This window comes from Streptomyces sp. NPDC050509 (assembly GCF_044457965.1).
Classification (GTDB): Bacteria; Actinomycetota; Actinomycetes; order Streptomycetales; family Streptomycetaceae; genus Streptomyces.
This window is the reverse complement of sequence record NZ_JBITHL010000013.1, coordinates 194857-213759: the sequence shown is the minus strand read 5'-3', so window position 1 is coordinate 213759 and position 18903 is coordinate 194857. Positions and strand designations below refer to the sequence as shown.

Annotated in this window: 17 protein-coding genes and 2 pseudogenes; 7 read left to right on the top strand and 12 right to left on the bottom strand. The window is 68.6% G+C overall.

Features of this window, described 5'->3' with window-relative positions; all coding sequences use genetic code 11:
* Positions 1-90 precede the first annotated feature (90 nt).
* The 4 genes from ACIBJC_RS32140 to ACIBJC_RS32125 all read left to right on the top strand — a co-directional run bounded on the left by ACIBJC_RS32140 (position 91) and on the right by ACIBJC_RS32125 (position 5132).
* Entirely contained in the window at positions 91-945 is an 855-nt protein-coding gene (locus tag ACIBJC_RS32140; protein ID WP_399298554.1) for a TnsA-like heteromeric transposase endonuclease subunit, read from the top strand.
* A complete protein-coding gene (locus ACIBJC_RS32135) occupies positions 926-3079 on the top strand; it encodes a transposase (protein ID WP_399298553.1) in 2154 nt (717 codons plus the stop codon). Before ACIBJC_RS32140 ends, ACIBJC_RS32135 begins: the two co-directional genes overlap by 20 nt.
* A gap of 116 nt (positions 3080-3195) precedes the next feature.
* Positions 3196-4182 (top strand): TniB family NTP-binding protein, encoded by a 987-nt coding sequence (locus tag ACIBJC_RS32130; RefSeq protein WP_399298551.1) that lies wholly within the window; start codon positions 3196-3198, stop codon positions 4180-4182.
* Between the two features lie 119 nt (positions 4183-4301).
* On the top strand, positions 4302-5132 hold the full coding sequence (locus tag ACIBJC_RS32125; RefSeq protein ID WP_399298548.1) for a hypothetical protein: 831 nt from the start codon (positions 4302-4304) through the stop codon (positions 5130-5132).
* A gap of 109 nt (positions 5133-5241) precedes the next feature.
* Here the strand turns inward: ACIBJC_RS32125 and ACIBJC_RS32120 are convergent, their stop codons facing one another.
* Both ACIBJC_RS32120 and ACIBJC_RS32115 read right to left on the bottom strand, forming a co-directional pair.
* Complete coding sequence (locus ACIBJC_RS32120) at positions 5242-5640, bottom strand: hypothetical protein (RefSeq protein ID WP_399298546.1); 399 nt, start codon at positions 5638-5640, stop codon at positions 5242-5244.
* 13 nt (positions 5641-5653) lie between these two features.
* Entirely contained in the window at positions 5654-5797 is a 144-nt protein-coding gene (locus tag ACIBJC_RS32115; protein ID WP_399298544.1) for a hypothetical protein, read from the bottom strand.
* Here ACIBJC_RS32115 and ACIBJC_RS32110 point away from each other — a divergent pair.
* Both ACIBJC_RS32110 and ACIBJC_RS32105 read left to right on the top strand, forming a co-directional pair.
* Positions 5771-5983: pseudogene (locus ACIBJC_RS32110) on the top strand (4-hydroxy-2-oxovalerate aldolase); the annotation flags it as partial. The gene ACIBJC_RS32115 and the pseudogene ACIBJC_RS32110 overlap by 27 nt on opposite strands.
* A 697-nt stretch (positions 5984-6680) precedes the next feature.
* A pseudogene (locus ACIBJC_RS32105) lies at positions 6681-7408 on the top strand (IS256 family transposase); the annotation flags it as partial.
* Positions 7409-7738: 330 nt separating this feature from the next.
* Here ACIBJC_RS32105 and ACIBJC_RS32100 read toward each other — a convergent pair.
* The 8 genes from ACIBJC_RS32100 to kdgD all read right to left on the bottom strand — a co-directional run bounded on the left by ACIBJC_RS32100 (position 7739) and on the right by kdgD (position 16104).
* Positions 7739-8260 carry a hypothetical protein gene (locus ACIBJC_RS32100; RefSeq protein ID WP_399298579.1) on the bottom strand — a complete coding sequence of 174 codons (522 nt, stop codon included), beginning with the start codon at positions 8258-8260 and terminating at the stop codon, positions 7739-7741.
* 33 nt (positions 8261-8293) lie between these two features.
* The gene (locus ACIBJC_RS32095; RefSeq protein ID WP_399298542.1) at positions 8294-8755 is read right to left on the bottom strand and encodes a RidA family protein; all 462 of its coding nucleotides are present in this window, start codon (positions 8753-8755) and stop codon (positions 8294-8296) included.
* Between the two features lie 105 nt (positions 8756-8860).
* The gene (locus ACIBJC_RS32090) at positions 8861-10510 is read right to left on the bottom strand and encodes an aminopeptidase P family N-terminal domain-containing protein (protein ID WP_399298540.1); all 1650 of its coding nucleotides are present in this window, start codon (positions 10508-10510) and stop codon (positions 8861-8863) included.
* 50 nt (positions 10511-10560) lie between these two features.
* Positions 10561-11340 (bottom strand): ABC transporter ATP-binding protein, encoded by a 780-nt coding sequence (locus tag ACIBJC_RS32085; RefSeq protein WP_399298538.1) that lies wholly within the window; start codon positions 11338-11340, stop codon positions 10561-10563.
* Positions 11341-11359: 19 nt separating this feature from the next.
* The gene (locus ACIBJC_RS32080; RefSeq protein WP_399298536.1) at positions 11360-12385 is read right to left on the bottom strand and encodes an ABC transporter substrate-binding protein; all 1026 of its coding nucleotides are present in this window, start codon (positions 12383-12385) and stop codon (positions 11360-11362) included.
* A 21-nt stretch (positions 12386-12406) separates the two neighbouring features.
* Complete coding sequence (locus tag ACIBJC_RS32075; protein WP_399298534.1) at positions 12407-13267, bottom strand: ABC transporter permease; 861 nt, start codon at positions 13265-13267, stop codon at positions 12407-12409.
* Positions 13268-13520: 253 nt separating this feature from the next.
* On the bottom strand, positions 13521-15143 hold the full coding sequence (locus ACIBJC_RS32070; RefSeq protein WP_399298532.1) for an aldehyde dehydrogenase (NADP(+)): 1623 nt from the start codon (positions 15141-15143) through the stop codon (positions 13521-13523).
* A gap of 34 nt (positions 15144-15177) precedes the next feature.
* Entirely contained in the window at positions 15178-16104 is a 927-nt protein-coding gene (kdgD, locus tag ACIBJC_RS32065) for a 5-dehydro-4-deoxyglucarate dehydratase (protein WP_399298530.1), read from the bottom strand.
* Positions 16105-16215: 111 nt separating this feature from the next.
* Here kdgD and ACIBJC_RS32060 point away from each other — a divergent pair, with 111 nt between their 5' ends.
* Entirely contained in the window at positions 16216-17118 is a 903-nt protein-coding gene (locus tag ACIBJC_RS32060) for a LysR family transcriptional regulator (protein WP_399298528.1), read from the top strand.
* A 72-nt stretch (positions 17119-17190) separates the two neighbouring features.
* Here the strand turns inward: ACIBJC_RS32060 and ACIBJC_RS32055 are convergent, their stop codons facing one another.
* A complete protein-coding gene (locus tag ACIBJC_RS32055; protein WP_399298527.1) occupies positions 17191-17448 on the bottom strand; it encodes an IS3 family transposase in 258 nt (85 codons plus the stop codon).
* A gap of 466 nt (positions 17449-17914) precedes the next feature.
* Positions 17915-18871 (bottom strand): RICIN domain-containing protein, encoded by a 957-nt coding sequence (locus ACIBJC_RS32050; protein WP_399298525.1) that lies wholly within the window; start codon positions 18869-18871, stop codon positions 17915-17917.
* Between the last annotated feature and the right edge of the window lie 32 nt (positions 18872-18903).

Below are 18903 nucleotides of genomic sequence, written 5' to 3'. Positions count from 1 at the left end.
ACGCCGTCATGACGGAGCACCGTTCACCCGTTCGGGTGGCGGATTCGGATCACGGCGTTCAACAGGCTTGCGTGCGCTTGGGTGTTGGGGATGGAGGGGCACGGGCACAGCAGGTTGGTGCGGCAGGCTGCCGCAGGGGGAAGCAGTGCGGGAGTCGAGGCCGCCTTCGCCACTGCTGCCGGACAGGCGACACAGCTGGCGTGGGATCAGGCGGCGATGTCGGTGCGGTTCGAGGACCTGGCGCCGGTATCCGCGTTTCCGGTCGTGCCGGGCCGCCGGTGGGGGCCGGGCTGGTGGTGGTCGGCGACCACCGGACGGCACGTGGTGCACGGTTCGGCCGCGATGCTCATCCAGCTGATGATCCTGGACCGGGATCCGGACGTGACCGGCCTGTCCGCGCGCCCGGTACGGCTGCTGTGGCGGGATGCCGACGGGCGGGTGCGTTCGTGGGTGCCCCAGCTGTTCGCCCGGTACGCGGACGGCACCGGCCTGCTCGCCGACTGCCCCGCCAGCCCGGCCGCCGGCGGAGACAGGGCACAGCGGGCGCGGGTGGTCCTGGAAGCAGCGTGCGCGCGCGTGGGCTGGGCTTACCGGCGCCTTGAGCCGCCTCCGGCGGTGGTGGCGGCGAATCTGCGGTGGCTGGCCGGCTACCGCCACCCCCGCAATCAGGGCCCGCCCGGGCTGCGGGCCGCGCTGGCCGAAGTATTCGCCGTGCCCTGCCCGCTGGCCGACGGCGCAGCCGCGGTAGGCGATCCCCTGCAGGGCCTGCCGGCTGTCTATCACGCGCTGTGGTGCGGACATCTGACGACGCCTCTTGATGAGCCGCTGCACGAGGAGGCGCTGGTCTGCGCTGATGCAGAACGCAGTGGTGAGGGTGTTGAAAAGCGGCTGGGCGCCGGGAGCGGCCAGGGAAGGGGCGAGTGCAGTGGGCGGCACACACGGTAAGAGCCAACGGCCGGTGGTGGAGGTCGGCGCGCACGTCACCTACCGGGGACAGACCTGGCAGGTTGCCGCCCTGCAAGGGCCGCGGGTCTACCTGGTGCAGGAGACTGGCGCCGAAGTGAGCCTGCTGCTGGGGCGGTTGTTCGCCGATCCGGGCTTCGAAGTGGTGGGCGCGCGGGCGCCGGACGCGGTGCCGCAGTGGGGGCTGTTCGAGACCGTTCCGGTGGCGGCCCAGCAGCGGGCGCTGGCCTGGCTGCCCCACATCCGAGAGGTGGAGACCGGATGGCCGCACCCTGAGGGTGGCCGTGATGGCCAGACGATGCGGCCGGAGTACGACCCCGCGCGGTGGACGCTGGCGCAGCGGGATGCGGCCAAGGCGCAGGAGCTGGCGGCGCTCGGCTTCGCGCGGGTGACGCGTACGACGGTGGAGCGGATGCGGTACGCCTACCGGAAGCAGGGTTTGTGGGGGCTGGTCGACAAGCGCGTGGTGCCGGCCCGTGGCCGTCATCCGACGGGGTATGCCGACGAGCGGGTCGTGGCCGCTGTGCTGGCTCTGCGGCGCCAGCGTGGCCGGTCGAAGGGGACGGTGAAGGGACTGCAGGTACTGGTCGGGCAGGTCCTGGAGGACACCCATGGGCGCGGGGTGGTGGAGATGCCGTCACGGTCGACGTTCTACCGGCTGGTGAGTGTGCTGGCCGACCCAACCGAGCGTCCGGGACGTCCCGCACGCACCGCCACCGCCCCCACCCGCGCCTCATCGTCGGCGCCGGTGGTGCTGCGGCCCGGGGAGCAGGTGCAGATCGACACCACCCGCCTGGACATCATGGCCGTCCTGGAGGACGGCACGCTGGGGCGGCCGGAGCTGACGATCGCCGTCGACGTCGCCACCCGCTCCATCCTGGCCGCCGTCCTGCGCCCGCACAGCACCAAAGCCGTCGACGCCGCACTGCTCCTGGCCGAGATGGCTGTTCCGCATCCTGCCCGCCCCACCTGGCCCTCAGCGCTGCATCTGTCGCGGGCTGAAGTGCCCTATGAGCGGATGCTGTCGCTGGACGAGCGCCTGGAAGGCGCGGCCGCCCGTCCAGTGATCGTGCCCGAGATGATCGTCGTCGACCGCGGGAAGATCTACCTCTCGCAGGGCTTCGTCGCCGCCTGCGAAACACTCGGGGTAAGTGTGCAGCCCGCTCCACCGAGGCGGCCGCAGGCCAAGGCCGTAGTGGAGCGGACGTTCGGTGCGATCAACGACCTGTTCTGCCAGCACGTCGCCGGCCATACCGGCTCCAACCCGCAGCGCCGCGGCTCCGCGACGGCGGCCGAGACACGGTGGACGATCCCGCAGCTGCAGGACTTCCTCGACGAATGGATCACCTGTGGCTGGCAGAACCGGCCCCACGACGGACTGCGCCACCCCGTCCTGCCCAAAACCGCCCTCACCCCGAACCAAATGTGGGCCGCGCTGATCACCATCAGCGGCTACGTGCCCGTCCCGCTCACCGGGGCCGACTACCTCGAACTACTGCCCGTGCGCTGGCAGCCCATCACCGAACGCGGCATCCGCCTCGACTACCGCACCTACAACCACGACATCCTCGACCCCCACCGCAGCCAACACTCCCCTGTCGCGGCCAGGGACGGCAAGTGGGAGGTCCACCACAACCCCCACGACGCCCGCCAGATCTTCATCCGCCTCACCGACGGACACCTCCACGAAATCCCGTGGATCCACCGCGACCACGTCCACCAGCCCTTCAGCGACGCCATCTGGCGCCATGTCCAGGCCGAGGTCGAACAACGCGGGGATCGTGAGCAGCATGAGGCCGACCTCGCCGACGCCCTCGACCAGCTCCTGCGCCGCACCCGCCACCCCGCCGAGACCGAGCAGAAAACCCGCCGCCGGAGAGCCTCCCGCTCCGGTACGGCAGCACAGTTGCCCGATCTTCCAGGCCAGCGGCGCCCACTCGACGCAGAGACCGCACCGGCCCCGGCACCAGACTGGAGCGAGAGCCTGGACGACCTCATCAGCGTCGGCACCGCGGCCGAGACCGGCACGAGCGAGCCGGAGGGCGCGAGCGTGCTGCCGGCCGAGGCAGGCGGGTACGGGCTGTGGGACGCCGAAGCGGAAGCCGAGCAGTGGTGAACGCCCCGCCGGGCACGAGCGATGCGCCGGTCGGCGGGTCCTCGTCGACAGCGCACCGGTCTCCCGGTGCCACGGCAAGCGCCGACGGCGACGCCCCTGATCCGCAGCCACAGGCGGTGACCACCTGGGACGGCTTCCAGGCCTTCGCCTCCACACCCGTGGCGGCTCCTCCCCCACCCGGCACGCCGCACCGCAGCCTTGAGGAACGCCTGGCCTATCACTCGCGGTTCGTCACCGTGCGCACCCCCGCCATCGACACCCTCACCAAGAACGTGCGCACCCTGATGATCCTCGGCCGCCACCAGGCCGTCACCGCACGGCCTTCCCTGATCGTCACCGGCCCCGCCGGCGCCGGGAAAACTACCGCCCTGCTCCAGGTCGGCCGCGCCTGCCACCTCGCCCACATCCGCCGCCACGGCGCTGCAGCAACGGCCGAGCATGTTCCCGTCGCCTACGTCCTGGTCCCGCCCGCCGCCAGCGCCAAAACCCTCGCCGCCGAATTCGCCCGCTACCTCGGCATCCCCGTCGCCGCCGGCATGTCCCAGGCCCAGATCACAGGGGCCGTCTGCCACACCTACACAGCCGCCCGGGTACAGCTGGTGATGATCGACGAAATCCACCGCCTCAACCCCCGCACCACCACCGGCGCCCAGAGCGCCGACCTGATCAAAGACCTCACCGAACGCATCGGCGCCACCTTCGTCTACGCCGGAATCGACGTCACCACCACACCCCTGTTCACCGGGGTACGCGGCGCCCAGCTCGCCGGACGCGCCTCCCTCATCGACTGCGACCCCTTCCCCGCCCGCCTCGGCGACGAAGAGCCCTTCCGCGACCTCATCACCGCCATGGAGAGCGCGCTCGACCTGCGCCACCACCGGCCCGGAACCCTCCCCCAACTGGCCCCCTACCTGCACGAGCGCACCGCCGGCCGCATCGGCAGCCTCGCCCGCCTTATCCGCCAAGCAGCCATCACCGCCCTCATCGACGGCACCGAACGCATCACCAAAACCACCCTCGACGCCATCCGCCTCGACCACCTCGCCGAACAGCACTACCGCCCCCACACGCGGCCGCGAAGCCGGAGTACCGGCACCTCGTGAGCCGGACAGACGTCACGACCCGTGCCACAGCAGGGGCCGGCGCCGCACAGCGAATCGTCGTCACAGGGGCATGGCTGCGGATCCCGTCAGCCGCACCAGGCGTGCTCCGTGTACGGCCAGTGGCCGGCGAAGCAACCGCCTCCTACACCCAACGCCTCGCCGACACTTACCGGCTGACTTTGCCCCAGCTCCTCGATAGCACCGGCATCACCCTCCACCGCCACGGCACGCTGCCCGCAGCCGAACTCCACCTCAACCACAACGCGGCCCAGCACCTCGCCGTCCTGGCCCGCACCCCACTCCCCCACCTGACGCGTGCCCTGCCCCACCTCGCCCTGCTCGGCGCCGCCCACGGCACCGGAGCAGCCGCGCACTGGAAGCGGCTCGAGACCGAGCAGCAGCCCGTCCGCGCCTGCACCCTGTGCACCCGCCACCACAGCCACGGCGCCACCGACACCGCCTGGGTCCACCCGGCGCCGCAACGGCTGATGTGCCCACGCCACCACCAAGCCGCCCCCGACCCACGACTCACCACCACCATCCGCACCTGGGCCGCGCCCGAACTCACCGCCGCGCACCACACCCACCAGCGACTCCTACGGCACTCACGTGCCAACACCGCCTGGACCGCGGCGCGCGCCATCACCACACGCTGGTACGACCACCAACAACACCTCACCCACCGCTGGCACACCCGCCTGGCACGGCTCTGCACAGCCAACCCCCACCTCGCCACCACCAGCAGCGCCTCCCCCGCACTCCTGGCACGCGACCTGGTGATCTACCCGGAAACCGCCACCCTGGCCCGCGCTCTCGCCGCTCTCCCGAACCGGCCACACCGCGACACAGACAAAGCCCTCAACCTCATCGCCCGCCGACTCGGACTGCCCCGCCTGGCCAGCAACGCGAACGACCCCCTCCGCGTCTTCCTCACCCACACACGCCACTGACCAGCATCATCCGGAACCCCAAACCCCTAGAGAACACAGCCGCCTATAGACGTGCCACCACACCTACCAGAAACCCAAGATCAATCCCACACAACTACCGGACCGCAGGTCAGGCACCCGAACAACCAAACCGAACACGCCCCCAAGCCACGCCCACCACGCCCAAACGCAACCGCTCCAGCCGTCCCGAATCCCATCCCCAAAAACGAAACACCAGACCAAAGCAGCCCAGCCCTCTGAAGATCACCGCTCCGTCACACCAGGCGGCTGCGGCTTCCCAGGCGGGCTGACAGCCGCCAGGGAAGCGGCCCGGAAACAGGGGCGGTTTGCCGAGTGCGGCAAGAAGGTCGTGGGCGAGGCCGGTCTCGCTGGTGGTTCCCGGGCCGGGGTGCAGGGTGATCCGGCCGGACGGCAGGTGGTGGGCGGCCAGGGCAGTGTGCGTGTGGATCGCGTCGTCATGGCGGTCGATGACCACGGTAACGGGCGGCGGTGGCGCGGCGAGGGGCATGGCGGTGTGGTGGTCAGGCGAGGCGACTGAAGGCCCAGCGCAGCAGTTCCTGGTCGACGCGGGGGCGGCCGGTGCGGGCCAGGGCGGTGCGGGTGTGGGCGGTCAGCTGGGCCCAGGCGCGGAAGTTGCCGTGCGCGGCGCCGGTGTCGAAGCGCATGGCGTTCTCCTGATGAGCCACATGGCCACTCCCCGGCAGTTGGCGGAGGAGTGCGCCCGGCTCGTGGAGTACGGGGCGAGCGGGGTGGGGATTCTCGACTCCTCCGGTCACTTCCTGCCGGCAGCCGTGACGGAACGCGTCGGCGCCATCCGCCGGGCCGTCGACGTACCGGTGATGTTCCACGGGGGTCCCGGCGTCACGGCGGAGCAGGCGCGCGGGCGCATTCACCAGCATCAGGTCGGCCTCCCCCGCACCGCGCGGCAGACGCCTGCCCAGCTCGAGGGCGTCCGCGAGTACCCGGCGCAGTTCCGGAACCGTCAGGTGCGCCCCAACGTGGACCCGACGGACCCTGGCCGGGTGCGGTAGCTGGGACAGGGCGTACTGCAGCGCGACGGTCTTCCCCTGGCCGGCGTCGCCGTACAAACACACCACCGCCCCGACCGCGGCGGCGTGCGCGACCGTCCGCAGCACCGACCGAACGGCAGGTGCGTGCACCACCTGGGCATCCGGGACCAGGACCGGGACCTGCGCCAGGTGCTTCTGCTCCCGCAGAAACACCTGCCCACCGACGCCTTTCTCAGCCACCACGTTCAGGCCCGGCTCGCTGAGGGGATCCGGCCTGCGCGGCCCGGCCACCTCAGGCTCCCGCCCGGTCAGCAAAGCCCGCCCCGCCCATCGGTCCCTACGGATCACCCGGTGCAACGTCGATGCCGACGGCACCCCGGTCCCTCCACCGGTGGCGGCCAGCCGGCGTCTCAGCTCGGCGACATTCCCGCCCACCTCACCCAGCAGCGCCCACACCTCGTCCGACACCGCATACCCCTGCCGGACCGGCGCCTCCGCCCGCCCGGTCGCCTTCGCCTGCTCCAGCCAGCGCCAGACCGTTGTGTTCATTGACGCTGTCAACGTCAGGATTCGCGATGGCCAAGCAGCGAACAGGCCGATCTGCGTGGCCCTGGCAGTCACCGCCGAAGGGCACCGCGACATCCTCGGCCTGTGCCCCGGCGACGGCGGCGAAGGCGCGAAACACTGGCTTCGAGTGCTCTCCGAGCTCAAGAACAGGGGCGTCGAAGACGTCCTCGTGCTGGTCTGTGACGGCTTGGAGGGGCTGCCCGACGCGGTCGGCGAAGTCTGGCCGCGAACTGTGGTGCAAACATGTGCGGTTCACCTGCTGCGGGCGTCATTTCGATACGCGGCCCGACAGGACCGGGACAAGATCGCCAAGGCGCTCAAGCCCGCCTGCACCGCGCCGAGCGAGGACGCGGCGCTACGACGCGGTTCCTGGAATCCGCCGGGACCTGGAGCAAGAAGTACCCGGCGATCGTCCGCCTCCGGGAGTCCAGCCGGCCCGAGTTCACGCCGTTCCATCAGTTTGATGCAGAGATACGCCGCATCGTATGCACAACGAACAGCATCGAGAGCGTCAACGCGCCCATCCGCAAGGCCGTCCGCGCCCACGGACACTTCCCCACCGAGCAGGCCGCCCTCAAGTGCGTCTACACGGCCGTTATGAGCCTCGACCCGACCGGCGCCGGCCGCAAACACTGGACGATGCGCTCGAAGAGCGCCATGAACGCCTTCGACCTGGCCTTCGACGGCCGCCTCACCGCAGACCAGCTCCAGCCACACCAAACCCACTTACACCGCCCGCTTTACAGACCCGGCTCCGCAAAAACCGCGCCTACCTGCGCCGCCGCAGGATCCGATGCACCATCCCGGACAAGGTCGACCAAGCGCGCAACCGCCAGAAGCTCGGCTCCCGCGGCGGCCGACCTCCGCGCTTCGACCCGGCCGACTACCGCGAGCGCCATGCGGTCGAGTGCGGGATCAACCGACTCAAGGGACACCGCGCTATCGCCACGCGCTACGACAGGCTCGCCGTCCGCTACGAGGCGACCGTCCTCGTCGCTGCCATCAGCGAGTGGCTGTGACCCTCGGTCGTCACGCGGTGGGATCCACGTTCCACGCCGCGGGGAGATCGCTGCCGCAGAAGACGCAGACGAAGTCGTCCTCACGCACGATGTTGTGTTCCTGGCAATCAGGGCACCGCCGGAATACAACCTCGTGGGTGAAGCCGGAAGGCCGCCCGAGCTCTCCAGCGTCCAGAGCACGGGCGGCCTCCGCCCAGGAGCTGACGTCCGGGCAGTACCCGGTGGACTGGTTGCTGACCTCGCTCACGGTCCACCGGTCTGGCTCGCGCATGAAGCGGATCTCGCCGGCACTCAGAACCAATTCTCCGCCGGCACAGGCCACATGCTCGCTCCGCCGCGGCGCCGGCCGCAGCACACCGTCCATACCGACCACGAAAGTGAACGGTTCGGCCAGATCCGCCGCCGATTGCTCCACGATCCAGCCACCGAAATCACTCGCCGAGCTGATTCGACGCCCGCCGTCACCAGGCCGGACCGCAGCCTTCAGCTCCTCCGGTCCGACATATCGGTAACTCCGCCCCCACCCACTCACGTCATCCAACCCAGAGCACTTCCGACACACGCCCTAGCTGCGGATGGCGATCGTGGCGTCGAGTTCCACCAGCGCGCCCTGGGGCAGTACAGGGGCTGGCAAGGCCGTTCGAGCGTGACGACCCGCGTCGCCCAGTACGTCGAGCAACAGCTGCGAAGCCCCGTCAATCACTGTTGGCTGGTCGACGAAGGTCGGTGAACTTGCCGCCCAGGCGTTGAGCTTCAGTATCTGCTGCACGTTGTCGAGTCCGACTGCGTCATCTATACGCGCCAGGAGATTGAGCGCAGAGGTTCTCGCGGCGGTCACCCCGTCGGCCAAGGTGGCGTTGTCGCCCAAGCGGCCCCGCAGGGTCTCGCCCGAGGCTGTACGTGAGATCTGGCCGGACACGAACAGGAGATCGCCCCATCGGGTGGTCGCCTCGTAGGCGTAGCGGGGCGCACCGAGTACGGGAAGCTCGATGGACAGCGCCTTGAGGCGTTCGTGCACGGCAGTCATGGTGTATCCCAGTTCAGCACGTTGGACGAGTGGTTGGTTGCATGTTCTGAGCGGTGAGCCGGCCCTGGTCCCTGCGGATGATGTGGTTGTTGGGCGGCTTGTCCGTCATCGCTTGCTCACGATGTAGGTGCGGTCGCGTCCGATGTACCAGAGGTCCTCGGTGCCGATCGCCGCGTTCTCGTAGCGCCACGGGATTTCGGCGGCACCGTACGAGCCGACTCCGAGGACGTGCTTGTAGCCGGGGCGCAGTTCGTTGGCGAAGGATTCCTGCTTGCCCATGAGGTGGCCGACGTTGCGCTTGCGGTATTCCGTGTTGAAGTCGATGTCCGTGCCGAGCATCCCTATGGCGACCATCTGTTCCAGGTGCGGCGCCAGGTAGCGCAGGGTTCCTTCGTGGACGTCCTCGCAGACCACGCCGGGCTTGAGCTGTCCGATGATGCCCTCGCGTACAACGTCGAAGAAGAACGCGTAGGCCTCCTTCGCTGCCGTGGTGCGTGGCAGGGAGCGGGCCATGTCGGAGGTGGCGACATTGACTCCGTCGAACACGATGCGTACTCCGGCATCGAGTTGGATGCAGGTTGTCTCGTTGTTGATGGGGAAGTCGACCGGTGGACCGGGGAAGAGCATCCGGTTCGAGGAGTGGAGGTTGGTGAAGTACGGCTCGATACCGAAGGGGATCTCGTTCGCCGTGCGGAACTCGGCGACCTTTTTGACGTACACGTCGTTGATGTCGAGTTCGGTGAACGAATGGCCGGCGTCGAGGCCCTGCTCTGCCCAGGCCAGTGCTTCCTCGATGGCGAACACGCTTGCCCGGGCGGCGACCACCTGGAAGGCGAGGTCTTCGTGGTCGCGGATGTCCCGCCAGTGGCCGAGGTCCGAGGAGACCGGGACCAGTTGCGCGCCCTCGCGCTCCAGTTCGCGGGCCAGGCCGAGACTGATCCATTCCTCCTCGACGCCGGTGCGGGCTGTGCCTGCCAGCGCGCGGGTGGCGGCGCCGGTGGACGGGAACCGGCCGATGTCCGCGCCGGACACCTTGTCAGTGCCGTCGGGGGTCAGCACGATCAGCCGGTTCGAGTTGGCCAGCCACAGGGCGACCGCGCCGTCCGGCTGGGGGATCCCGGTGGCTTCGGTGAAGTTGGGGGGCGCGGCGAGCAGCAGCGCGTCCAGGGCACGGTCCTCGACGAGCGTCTTGAGGGCGGAGTACCGGCTGTCCTGGTCGGTGGTGAACTCTGCCGCGAGGCCGTCGAGGTGTTCGATGTTCTCGATGAGCTGGCGCGCGGTGCGCACGCCCGTCTCGCGCCACGCCGTGAACCTGCTCAGGACCTCGTCGGGGTCGATCTCGTAGGCGGTGACCGGGGTGGGGTCCTGGTCGGTGACGGTCAGTTCGACGGAGCCGGACAGTGCGAGGAAGTGGCTGTACACGACGTCGGCGGCGAGGTTGACGGGGTCACCGTCGGCGAGTTCCTGCACCAGGGTGGTCAGGGATGCCGAGGCAGGGGTGTCGGCGACGATCCGGGGGTCGATCGTGACCCAGGGAGCGTAGAATCTGATCTGGTCTTTCGGGACGCCGGCGGAGAGGGTGTTGCCCTGTTCCTGCTGGCGGACGAGCAGGAACTGCTCGTTGTCCTTGCGGGCGATCAGCGGTGCGACGAACGGGTGGGAGTCGAGGCGGATCGCGGAGAACAGAAGGCTCTTGCGTGCGTTCAGTCCGTAGGTTGCTTCGACTTGCGAGGCGTCTGCGACGATGCTCAGCATGGATGCTCCTGTGGTGTCGGTTTCGGTGTCGTCGTCCAGGTGTGGGGCGGTCAGCTGATTCCGGTCACGACTCCGATGTGGGATTCGATTTCCGTGGTGTAGTCGGAGAAGGGCTTGGAGAACCGGTGCTCCTTGCCTCGCGGCCGCGGGAAGTCGATCGTGATGTCGGCGACGATCCGGCCGGGGCGGTCGCCGACGACGACCACTCGGTCGCCGAGCCAGACTGCCTCGGAGATGCTGTGGGTCACGAACAGGACGCTGCACCCTGTGGTCTGCCAGATGCGCTGGATCTCGAAGTTCATCGAGTCGCGGGTCATGGCGTCGAGCGCGCCGAAGGGCTCGTCCATGAGTAGCAGCGAGGGGTGGGAGACGAGGGCCCGGCAGATGGCCACCCGCTGCTGCATGCCTCCGCTCAGCTCGTAGGAGTACTGCTTGGCCTTGCCGCCCAGTCCCACCATCTCGAGCAGTTCCTGGGCGTAGTGGCGTGACTGGGCGGTGCGGGTGCCGCGGAATTCCAGGGGGAGGAGCACGTTGTCGATGTTGTTGCGCCAGGGCAGGAGGACGGGGCTCTGGAACACCATCGCGATGTCTTCGATGCCTTCGCGGATGGGCCGTCCCTTGACGAGGATCTCGCCTTCGGTGGGTTCCTGGAGTCCGGAGATTGTCTTGAGCAGTGTGGTCTTGCCGCTGCCCGACTGGCCGACGATGGAGACGAACTGGCCGGGCTTGACGTGGAAGTCCAGCCCTTTGAGCACGGTGTTGCCCTGGCCGTCGCGGGTTCGGTAGGTCTTGCCCACGTTGTTGACCGAGATGGCGTACTCGTTGTTCATGTGGCTCTCCGTCCGGCCGTCACGGGGCCTGAATGCGCTTGTTGGGGTTCAGCGGTGTGAGGTAGGCGTTGCTGTACGTGTTTTCGGGGGTGCGGTTGCTGCCCTGTTTCAGGCCGAGGTATTTGTGGGCGACGTCGATGATCTTCTGGACGCCCTTGTCGTCCATGACGCCGTACTGGTCCGCCGCCTCGCCGGTGCCGTTGTTGAGACCGCACTGGGCGTCGATCGCGAGGGTGATGGTTTTCGTCTCGTAGCCGGAGACTTGTTTCTGGAAGTCCTTGGCGGCGTCGTCCGGGTGCTGGCACGCCCACAGGTATCCCTTCTGCATCGCCCGGTTGAATCGCCGGATCTGCTGGGGGTCCTTCTTGAGCTTCTCGTCGGAGGCGACGATCCCGTTGCCGTAGAGGCTGATGCCCAGGTCGGACCATTTGAGGACGATGGCTTTCCTGCCGAGGGCGTCGATGGTCGGCGCGTCGGACACGTACAGGGCGAGGTTGGCGTCCCATTGGCCGGCCAGGAGTCCGGGTATCTTCGATGCGCTCGAGGCTGGGACGATGTTGACGTCGCTCTGTTTGAGGCCCAGTTTGTTCATTGCGAGCGGCCACATGGCGGTCATCGCGCCACCGCCCTCGGTGGCGAGGGTCTTGCCCTTCAGGTCGTCCCATCCCTTGATTCCGGTGTCCGCCAGAGCGACGACTGCGTAGGCGGACCTGGCCTGCAGGAGGTTGACCTGCTTGACGGCGGCGCCGCGGCCCTGGGCTGTGACGGTGGCACCGAAGTCGGCCCAGCCGACGTCGACTTTGCCGGTGACGACGGAGGTGACCGTGTTGGTCGATCCGGACCCGGGCATGACCGTGAGGTCGATGCCCTCGTCCTTGAAGAAGCCGCGCTCGACGGCCGAGATGAACGGGGCGTGTTTGGGCAGGTACCCCACGTCGAGCATGAGGGTCATCGAGTTCTTCCCGCCGCTGCCCGCGCAGCCCGACACGGCCATGAGGAGCGCTGCCCCGGTGATCCCTGAGATTCTGCGGATCGAGTTATGCATGTGAGTCTCCGATCCGCGCGATCACTTTGCGTGGTTCTTCCACGGGGCGAGTTTGCGTCCCGCGAAGTCGATGACGAAGAACAACGCCAGGGCGATCGCGGCGAGCACGATGAAGGCCGCGAACATCGACGGGAGGTCGACCTGGCTGTTGGCGAGGAGGATGACGTATCCCAGCCCCTTCGAGCCGGCGATGAACTCACCGACGACGGCTCCGCCCACGGCGAGTGAGATGGAGATCTTTGCTCCGGAGAAGATCGAGGGGATCGCGTAGATGAAGTCGATCTTCGTCATCTTCTTCCACGGTGACGCCTTGTTGATGCGGGCGAGTTCCTGCAGTTCGTGGGGGACCGAACTCAGGCCGTCGTAGGTGTTGATCACCAAGGGGAAGAAGGCGATGGCCATCGCGACGAATGCTTTCGACTCGAAGCCGAACCCGAACCACACGATGAACAGCGGGGCGAGTGCCACCTTGGGGATGGTGTCGATGGCGATCAGCGCGGGGTAGAGGAAGCTGCGCACGGTGCTTGAGTAGTGCAGCAGTGCGCCGCACAGAATCCCGAGCCCGGTGCCGAGCGCGAATCCGGCGAGCGCCTCCTGCAGGGTGACGAAGGTGTTGCTCGCGAAGTACTCGGGTCGTTCGGCCAGTTCGGCGAAGGCCGAGAGCGGTCCGACGGCAAGGTATTCCGGCGGGTCGAAGACGATCACCAGAAGCTGCCAGACGGCGAAGAGTCCGACGATGCCTGCGACCGCTTTCGCGCCGGCGGCGATCGAGTCACGGTTGAGCATCTTCGGCTTGGGCGTCTTGGGGGCGTCGAGCTCTGCCCCGGGCAGAGGTCGGCGCAGGTCCTGCGACCCGGCTTCGCTGACTTCAGGAGAGGCCATCACGGAACCTCCGCCCACAGGATGCGCTGTGCGCGGGCAGGGCCGCGGCCAATTGAGAGTGGGTGCGCCGGCAGGAACCTGTGGCGCGGTGCGACGCGGCCGGGGTCCGGCGCGACGATGGGGACGGCGAGAGCCATCGCAGTGTCATTACGGCCTCACAACATTGGAAGGGTTGCCACTGGGCAGTCGCGGGTGTGGCCGACGTGGCCGGGCCTCGGCCGAGGCGGAGGAACGCTCGGCCCCGGCCGGCCGGTCAGGGGACGGTGTCGGCGGAAGAGGCGCCTCGACCGGGTTCACCGTCGACTCGACGCCATACACCAAGCGGGTTTTCGTCACGAAGCTCAGCAGGCAGCAGCGCGGATGGCACGTCCTGATAGGCAACGGGGCGCAGGAAGCGCTCGATCGCGAGCGTTCCGACAGATGTGCTGCGTGGGTCGGTCGTGGCCGGGAACGGCCCGCCGTGCACCATCGCGTGTCCGACCTCGACTCCGGTGGGCCAGCCGTCGAACAGGACGCGGCCCGCGCGCTCCTCCAGGAGCGGCATGAGCTTCGCGGCCAGGGGGTGATCGGCCTCGTCGGCGTGCAGGGTCGCGGTGAGCTGGCCCTCCAGCGCCTCGACCGCCTCGGTCAGTTCCGATGTGTCCGTACACCGGACGATCAGGGACGTCGCGCCGAAGACCTCGGTCTGCAGCTCCGGGTCGGCGGCGAACCGGGCACCGTCCACGGCCAGCAGCCGGGCATGGCCGCAGGCCGCGCTGTCGGGTCGGCTGCCGCGCGCGGCCTCTTCGACGCCGTCCCGGGCCGCGAGGGCGTCACCGGCGGCAGCGTAATGGTCGGCGATGCCCGGGGTGAGCATGGTGGCGCCGGCGTCGGCGGCCACGGCGTCGGCGGCTGCCTTGACGAACGCGTCGAGTCCGGGTGCCTCGACGGCCAGCACCAGACCGGGATTGGTGCAGAACTGTCCGGATCCGAGTGTCAGCGACTGTGCGAAGGCGGTACCCAGCTCGGCGCCGCGGGTCTCGAGCGCGGTGGGGAGCAGTAGCACCGGATTGATGCTGCTCATCTCCGCGTACACGGGTATCGGCACCGGTCGGGCGGCAGCCATGGCGGCGATCGCCAGTCCGCCGCTGCGGGACCCGGTGAAGCCCACCGCGCGGATCCTCGGATCCTGGACGAGTCGGGCGCCCACCACCTCGCCACTGCCGACGAGCTGGGAGAAGACCCCCTCGGGCATCCTCGTATCGGCTGCCGCCTCGGTGATCGTCCGCGCCACCAGCTCCGCGGTGCCCAGGTGTGCCTGATGCGCCTTGACGATCACCGGGCACCCGGCGGCCAGTGCCGACGCGGTGTCCCCTCCGGCGGTGGAGAAGGCCAGGGGGAAGTTGCCGGCACCGAACACCGCGACCGGGCCTAGTGCGATCCGGCGCTGGCGGATGTCGGCACGTGGAAGCGGCGCGCGGCCGGGCCGGGCCGGATCGATGCGGGCACCCTGCCAGGCCCCGGTCCGCAGCTCCGCGGCGAACAGGCGCAGTTGTCCGCTGGTGCGGCTCACTTCGCCGGTGAGTCGTGGCCGGGGCAGTGCGGTCTCGGTGTGGGCACGCTCCACCAGCGGATCCCGGCGTGCGTCGAGCAGCTCGGCCACACGGTCGAGGAACTCGGCGCGGCGTTCGGCGCCGAGGGCCCGGAATTCGGGGAAGGCCCGCTGTGCCAGCGCGCAGGCTCGCTCGATGTCCTCGGCCGACGCCTCGCGGAAGCCGGGATCGAGAGCCGCACCGGTGCGGGGATCGACGGATCGGATTTCCTCGCCCGTACCGATCACAGGTTCGGCTCCGATGGCCATGGCGCCTGTGGGGCCGGTCAAGGGGAGAGCGGACACAGGTGTCTCCTTGCACTCGGGCGGTTCGGTGGAGTCAGGCGATGGCGGCGCGTGAGGCTTCGATGACACGGGCCAGCGATGCACGCTCGGACTCGTCGAGATCCGTCAGCGGCGGCCGCACCGGACCGGCCGGATGCCCGGACAGATCCATGCCGGCTTTGACGATGCTCACCGCGTATCCCGCCTTACGGTCGCGGATCGCGGTGTAGGGCAGTACGACGTCGGTGAGCAGTCGGCGCACCTTGGTCCGGTCCCCCGCTTGTACAGCGCTGTAGAAAGCCAGGGCGAACTCGGGCAGGAAGTTGAAGATCGCCGAACTGTAGGTCGTGACACCCAACTCCAGGTACGGCAGCGCAAAGGCCTCCGCCGTCGGCAGCCCGCCGATGTAGACCAGACGGTCACCCAGGCGGGAGTGGATCCGCGTGATCTCCTCCAGGTCGCCGACACCGTCCTTGAATCCGATCAGATTCGGGCAGTTCTCGGCAATCTCTGCCACTGTGTCCGATGTGTACACCGCATTCGCGCGGCTGTAAAGCACCACACCGAGCGAAGTGGCTTCGCAGACCGCGCGCACATGCGCGACGAGACCGTCAGCGGAGGCCTCGGTGAGGTAGGGCGGGAACAGCAGCAGACCGTCGGCGCCCGCCGCCTCGGCGTCGCGGGCCATCTCGACCGCCTGCGCGGTGCCGTGCCCGGCGGGGGCGAGGACCGGCGTGCCCTTGGGTGCGCCGGCAACAGCGGCCCGGACCACGGTCCCGACCTCCTGGGGGGTCAGGGAGAAGAACTCCCCCGTCCCGCCGGCCGCGAAAAGGCCGGCTATCTCGTACTTGCCCAGACGGGCGACGTTCTCCCGGTAGGCGGGCTCGTCGAACGCCAGGTCGCGGGTGAAGTGGGTGACGGGAAACGACAGCAGCCCGGAGCCGAGGCGCTCGGCAAGCTCGGTCTGGGTAAAGGCGGGCATCAGTGTTTCCTCTCGGGGGCATTTTTGAGACAGCGACTGCGAGAACCATAGAAACCAAAACGATGCGTGTCCAACACTTCTTAGGGATCAACCGATACCTATCATGGATCGATGTTCACCCTGAATCAGCTTGAGAGCTTTGTGGCCGTCGCCGAAACGCTGCACTACGGGCGCGCGGCGGAACGGCTGTCGATGACCCAGCCCCCTTTGTCCCGCCGGATCCAACTGCTGGAGCGCGAGCTGGGCGTCGAACTGTTCGACCGGATCGGCAGATCCGTCCGGCTCACCGCGGCCGGACGGGCGTTCCTGAGCGACGCCCGGCGCATTCTCGGCCTCTCCGAGCAGGCGGCGCTGTCGGTACGCAGGGTGCCGGCAGGCGAAATCGGGACAGTGGCACTGGGTTTCACGGCATCGTCGGCACACTCGGTACTCGACGCCATCGTCGGCGACATCCACACCCGGCTGCCGGGGGTCGACCTGCTCTTGCGTGAAAGGGTCTCCAGCACCCAGATGGAGGAACTGCGCTCCGGAGAGCTGGACCTCGGCCTCGTCCGTCCGCCCGTGCCCGGTATCGGGCTCGATCACCGCCCGCTGCACCGGGAAGCCCTGCTGGCCGCTATCCCGGCCGGGCACCCACTGGCCGCGCCGGACCGGAAGCCGCACGTGCGCGATCTCGACGAAGAGCCGTTCATCATGTACTCACCGGCCGAGGCCAGCTACTTCTACGAGGTGCTCGTCGGTGTCTTCCGCGGTGCCGGGATCGCGCCCTGGTACCTGCACCATCTCAGCCAGGTGCACACGATCCTGGCGCTGGTACGAGCCGGACTGGGGCTCGCGCTGGTACCCCAGGCGGCTGAGGCGCTCAGACTGGACGGCGTCGTGCTTCGACCGGTGATCGGGATCGAGGGCGAGCCGGTAGAACTCGTGGTCGCCTGGCGGACGAACGACGACAACCCGGCCCTGCACGCTGTCCGGGACCTGGTGATCGACCTGGCCGACCGAGGCATCTCCTGACCGTCACGCAAGAACCACCGGCACCCCGTCCAGGGCAGGATGAGGTGACCCCCGGAGTGTGGACACAGGGGTTCATGCTGCAAGTGAGAGTTTAGCTGTCCTGTGGTGCTGCTGTTCGAACTCCAGCGGGGAGAGGTAGCCCAGCGCGCTGCTGCGGCGGCGGGCGTTGTAGTGGGTGAGCCACTGGAAGATCTCCAGTCTCGCCTGCCGCATCGTCAAGAACAGCTTCCTGTGCATCGTCTCCCTTTCCAGTGCCGTGACCGGCAATGTTTGCCCCGAAGGAGCGTCGTCCGGTGCACTGCGCTCGCTTCGCCCGCTCCGTCTCGGCACTTTGATTCAGCCTCCGGATGCCGAGCGCGATCGCAAGGCGGCCGGGAGCCCTTGTAGCGGAGCTACCAGGGCTTTTGGCCAGCGCCGCGAGCGTGCGTGCTGGGCGGCGCGACGGGGCAAAGCTTGCCGGGAGGGGCACCAGCCCCTGCCAGAAACTCTCGGCGAGGGCGTTGTCATAGGATGTGGTCGTGGCGGCCGGCGGTGATGCCGTGAGCGTGGCCAGGCAGCCCAGCCCTGGCGCTGCCACCAGCCGATCGCCTTACGCGCGATGGACAGGTCCCGGTTGACGGTGTCGGCGTCCATCGTTTCTCCCCCGCGCCGGTGGCCGGAGTGAGCAGAGCGGCGGCCCCGCCACCCGGCCATGTCCCCTCAACGCATTCCTGGGGGCTTGTGTCGAGTTCGCGCTGCACGCCCCATTTCCGGAGGGGTATGCAGCGCTGAGACCCGACTCGATCCCCTTTGGGCATCAGCTCCAGGGGTTCGCCGGTGAGTCGTCGATGTAGGCCCAGAACCGCACGCCGCCGGGCAGGTTGCCGCTCGCCCAGAACGACCAGCCGCCGCCGTCGTGGAACTCCGCCATCCGCCATCCGGAGCCGAAACTCGCCGTACATAGCTGGTTGGCCCGCTCAAGGCTGGTCAGCGCCGAGCCGACGACGGGCGCGGTCACCTTGACCATGCCGTGGAACCAGGAGTCGTACGTCCCCAGCGGCACCCCGGGGGCGGGGGCCCGTCCGTCGCGGAAGACGCAGAGCAGGGGCAGGACGGCCGAGGGCCGGGTGTCGCCCTGGTAAGGGTTGGTTCCCGCGTCCGAACCGACATGCACCACATCGCCGGCACGCTGCTCCAGGGTCCGCCACGTCATGCCCCAGTGGCCCTCGGCCGGCGCGGATTCCGGCAGTCTGCGGAACGCCTCAAATGTGATGTTCCACTGCTGGTAAGAGCCGTTGTTGCAGGTCTTGTTGACGGCGATCTTCGAACCGCCGAAGTTCTTCGGCGGGTTGTCGATACAGATGCCGGTGGCGACGTTCTTGAGCCGGACCCCGTTGTAACCGAAAGGGGGCGTCCCATCCGCCGCCTCGAAGGGGGTCACGTACCACTGCTGCCACGGGCCGCCGTTGCACGTCGTGGTGTAGAGCCGGGAACCGTTGGTGTCCAGACAGGAGTTCAGCAGGGTGTCCTCGTGGATGGTCTCCATGTCACTGGTCCCGCCGGGCACCGGCTCGAACCACCACGTGGGGGTGAAGCCGACGCCGCAGAGCCGCGGCTCAGGGGCGTTGCCGCCCATCGGGACCATGCACCGCTGCTGCTTCTGGTTGTGAATCCAGGTCTGCGGGTACGTGTCCGCCGACGCGGCGCCGGCCGGCCACAGCAGCAGGAACGACAGGGCGACACAGACCGCCAGCACTTTCCGTACATACGTCATGAAGTCTCCAGGAACCGGAATCGGTGTTCGAT

What these genes read in the sequence shown, in the direction of transcription:
- ACIBJC_RS32140 (WP_399298554.1), top strand. Translation starts at nt 91, where the DNA reads ATGGAGGGGCACGGGCACAGCAGGTTGGTGCGGCAGGCTGCCGCAGGG.
- ACIBJC_RS32120 (WP_399298546.1), bottom strand. Translation starts at nt 5,640, where the DNA reads ATGCCCCTCGCCGCGCCACCGCCGCCCGTTACCGTGGTCATCGACCGC.
- ACIBJC_RS32115 (WP_399298544.1), bottom strand. Translation starts at nt 5,797, where the DNA reads ATGCGCTTCGACACCGGCGCCGCGCACGGCAACTTCCGCGCCTGGGCC.
- ACIBJC_RS32095 (WP_399298542.1), bottom strand. Translation starts at nt 8,755, where the DNA reads ATGACTGCCGTGCACGAACGCCTCAAGGCGCTGTCCATCGAGCTTCCC.
- ACIBJC_RS32090 (WP_399298540.1), bottom strand. Translation starts at nt 10,510, where the DNA reads ATGCTGAGCATCGTCGCAGACGCCTCGCAAGTCGAAGCAACCTACGGA.
- ACIBJC_RS32085 (WP_399298538.1), bottom strand. Translation starts at nt 11,340, where the DNA reads ATGAACAACGAGTACGCCATCTCGGTCAACAACGTGGGCAAGACCTAC.
- ACIBJC_RS32080 (WP_399298536.1), bottom strand. Translation starts at nt 12,385, where the DNA reads ATGCATAACTCGATCCGCAGAATCTCAGGGATCACCGGGGCAGCGCTC.
- ACIBJC_RS32075 (WP_399298534.1), bottom strand. Translation starts at nt 13,267, where the DNA reads ATGGCCTCTCCTGAAGTCAGCGAAGCCGGGTCGCAGGACCTGCGCCGA.
- kdgD (WP_399298530.1), bottom strand. Translation starts at nt 16,104, where the DNA reads ATGCCCGCCTTTACCCAGACCGAGCTTGCCGAGCGCCTCGGCTCCGGG.
- ACIBJC_RS32060 (WP_399298528.1), top strand. Translation starts at nt 16,216, where the DNA reads ATGTTCACCCTGAATCAGCTTGAGAGCTTTGTGGCCGTCGCCGAAACG.
- ACIBJC_RS32050 (WP_399298525.1), bottom strand. Translation starts at nt 18,871, where the DNA reads ATGACGTATGTACGGAAAGTGCTGGCGGTCTGTGTCGCCCTGTCGTTC.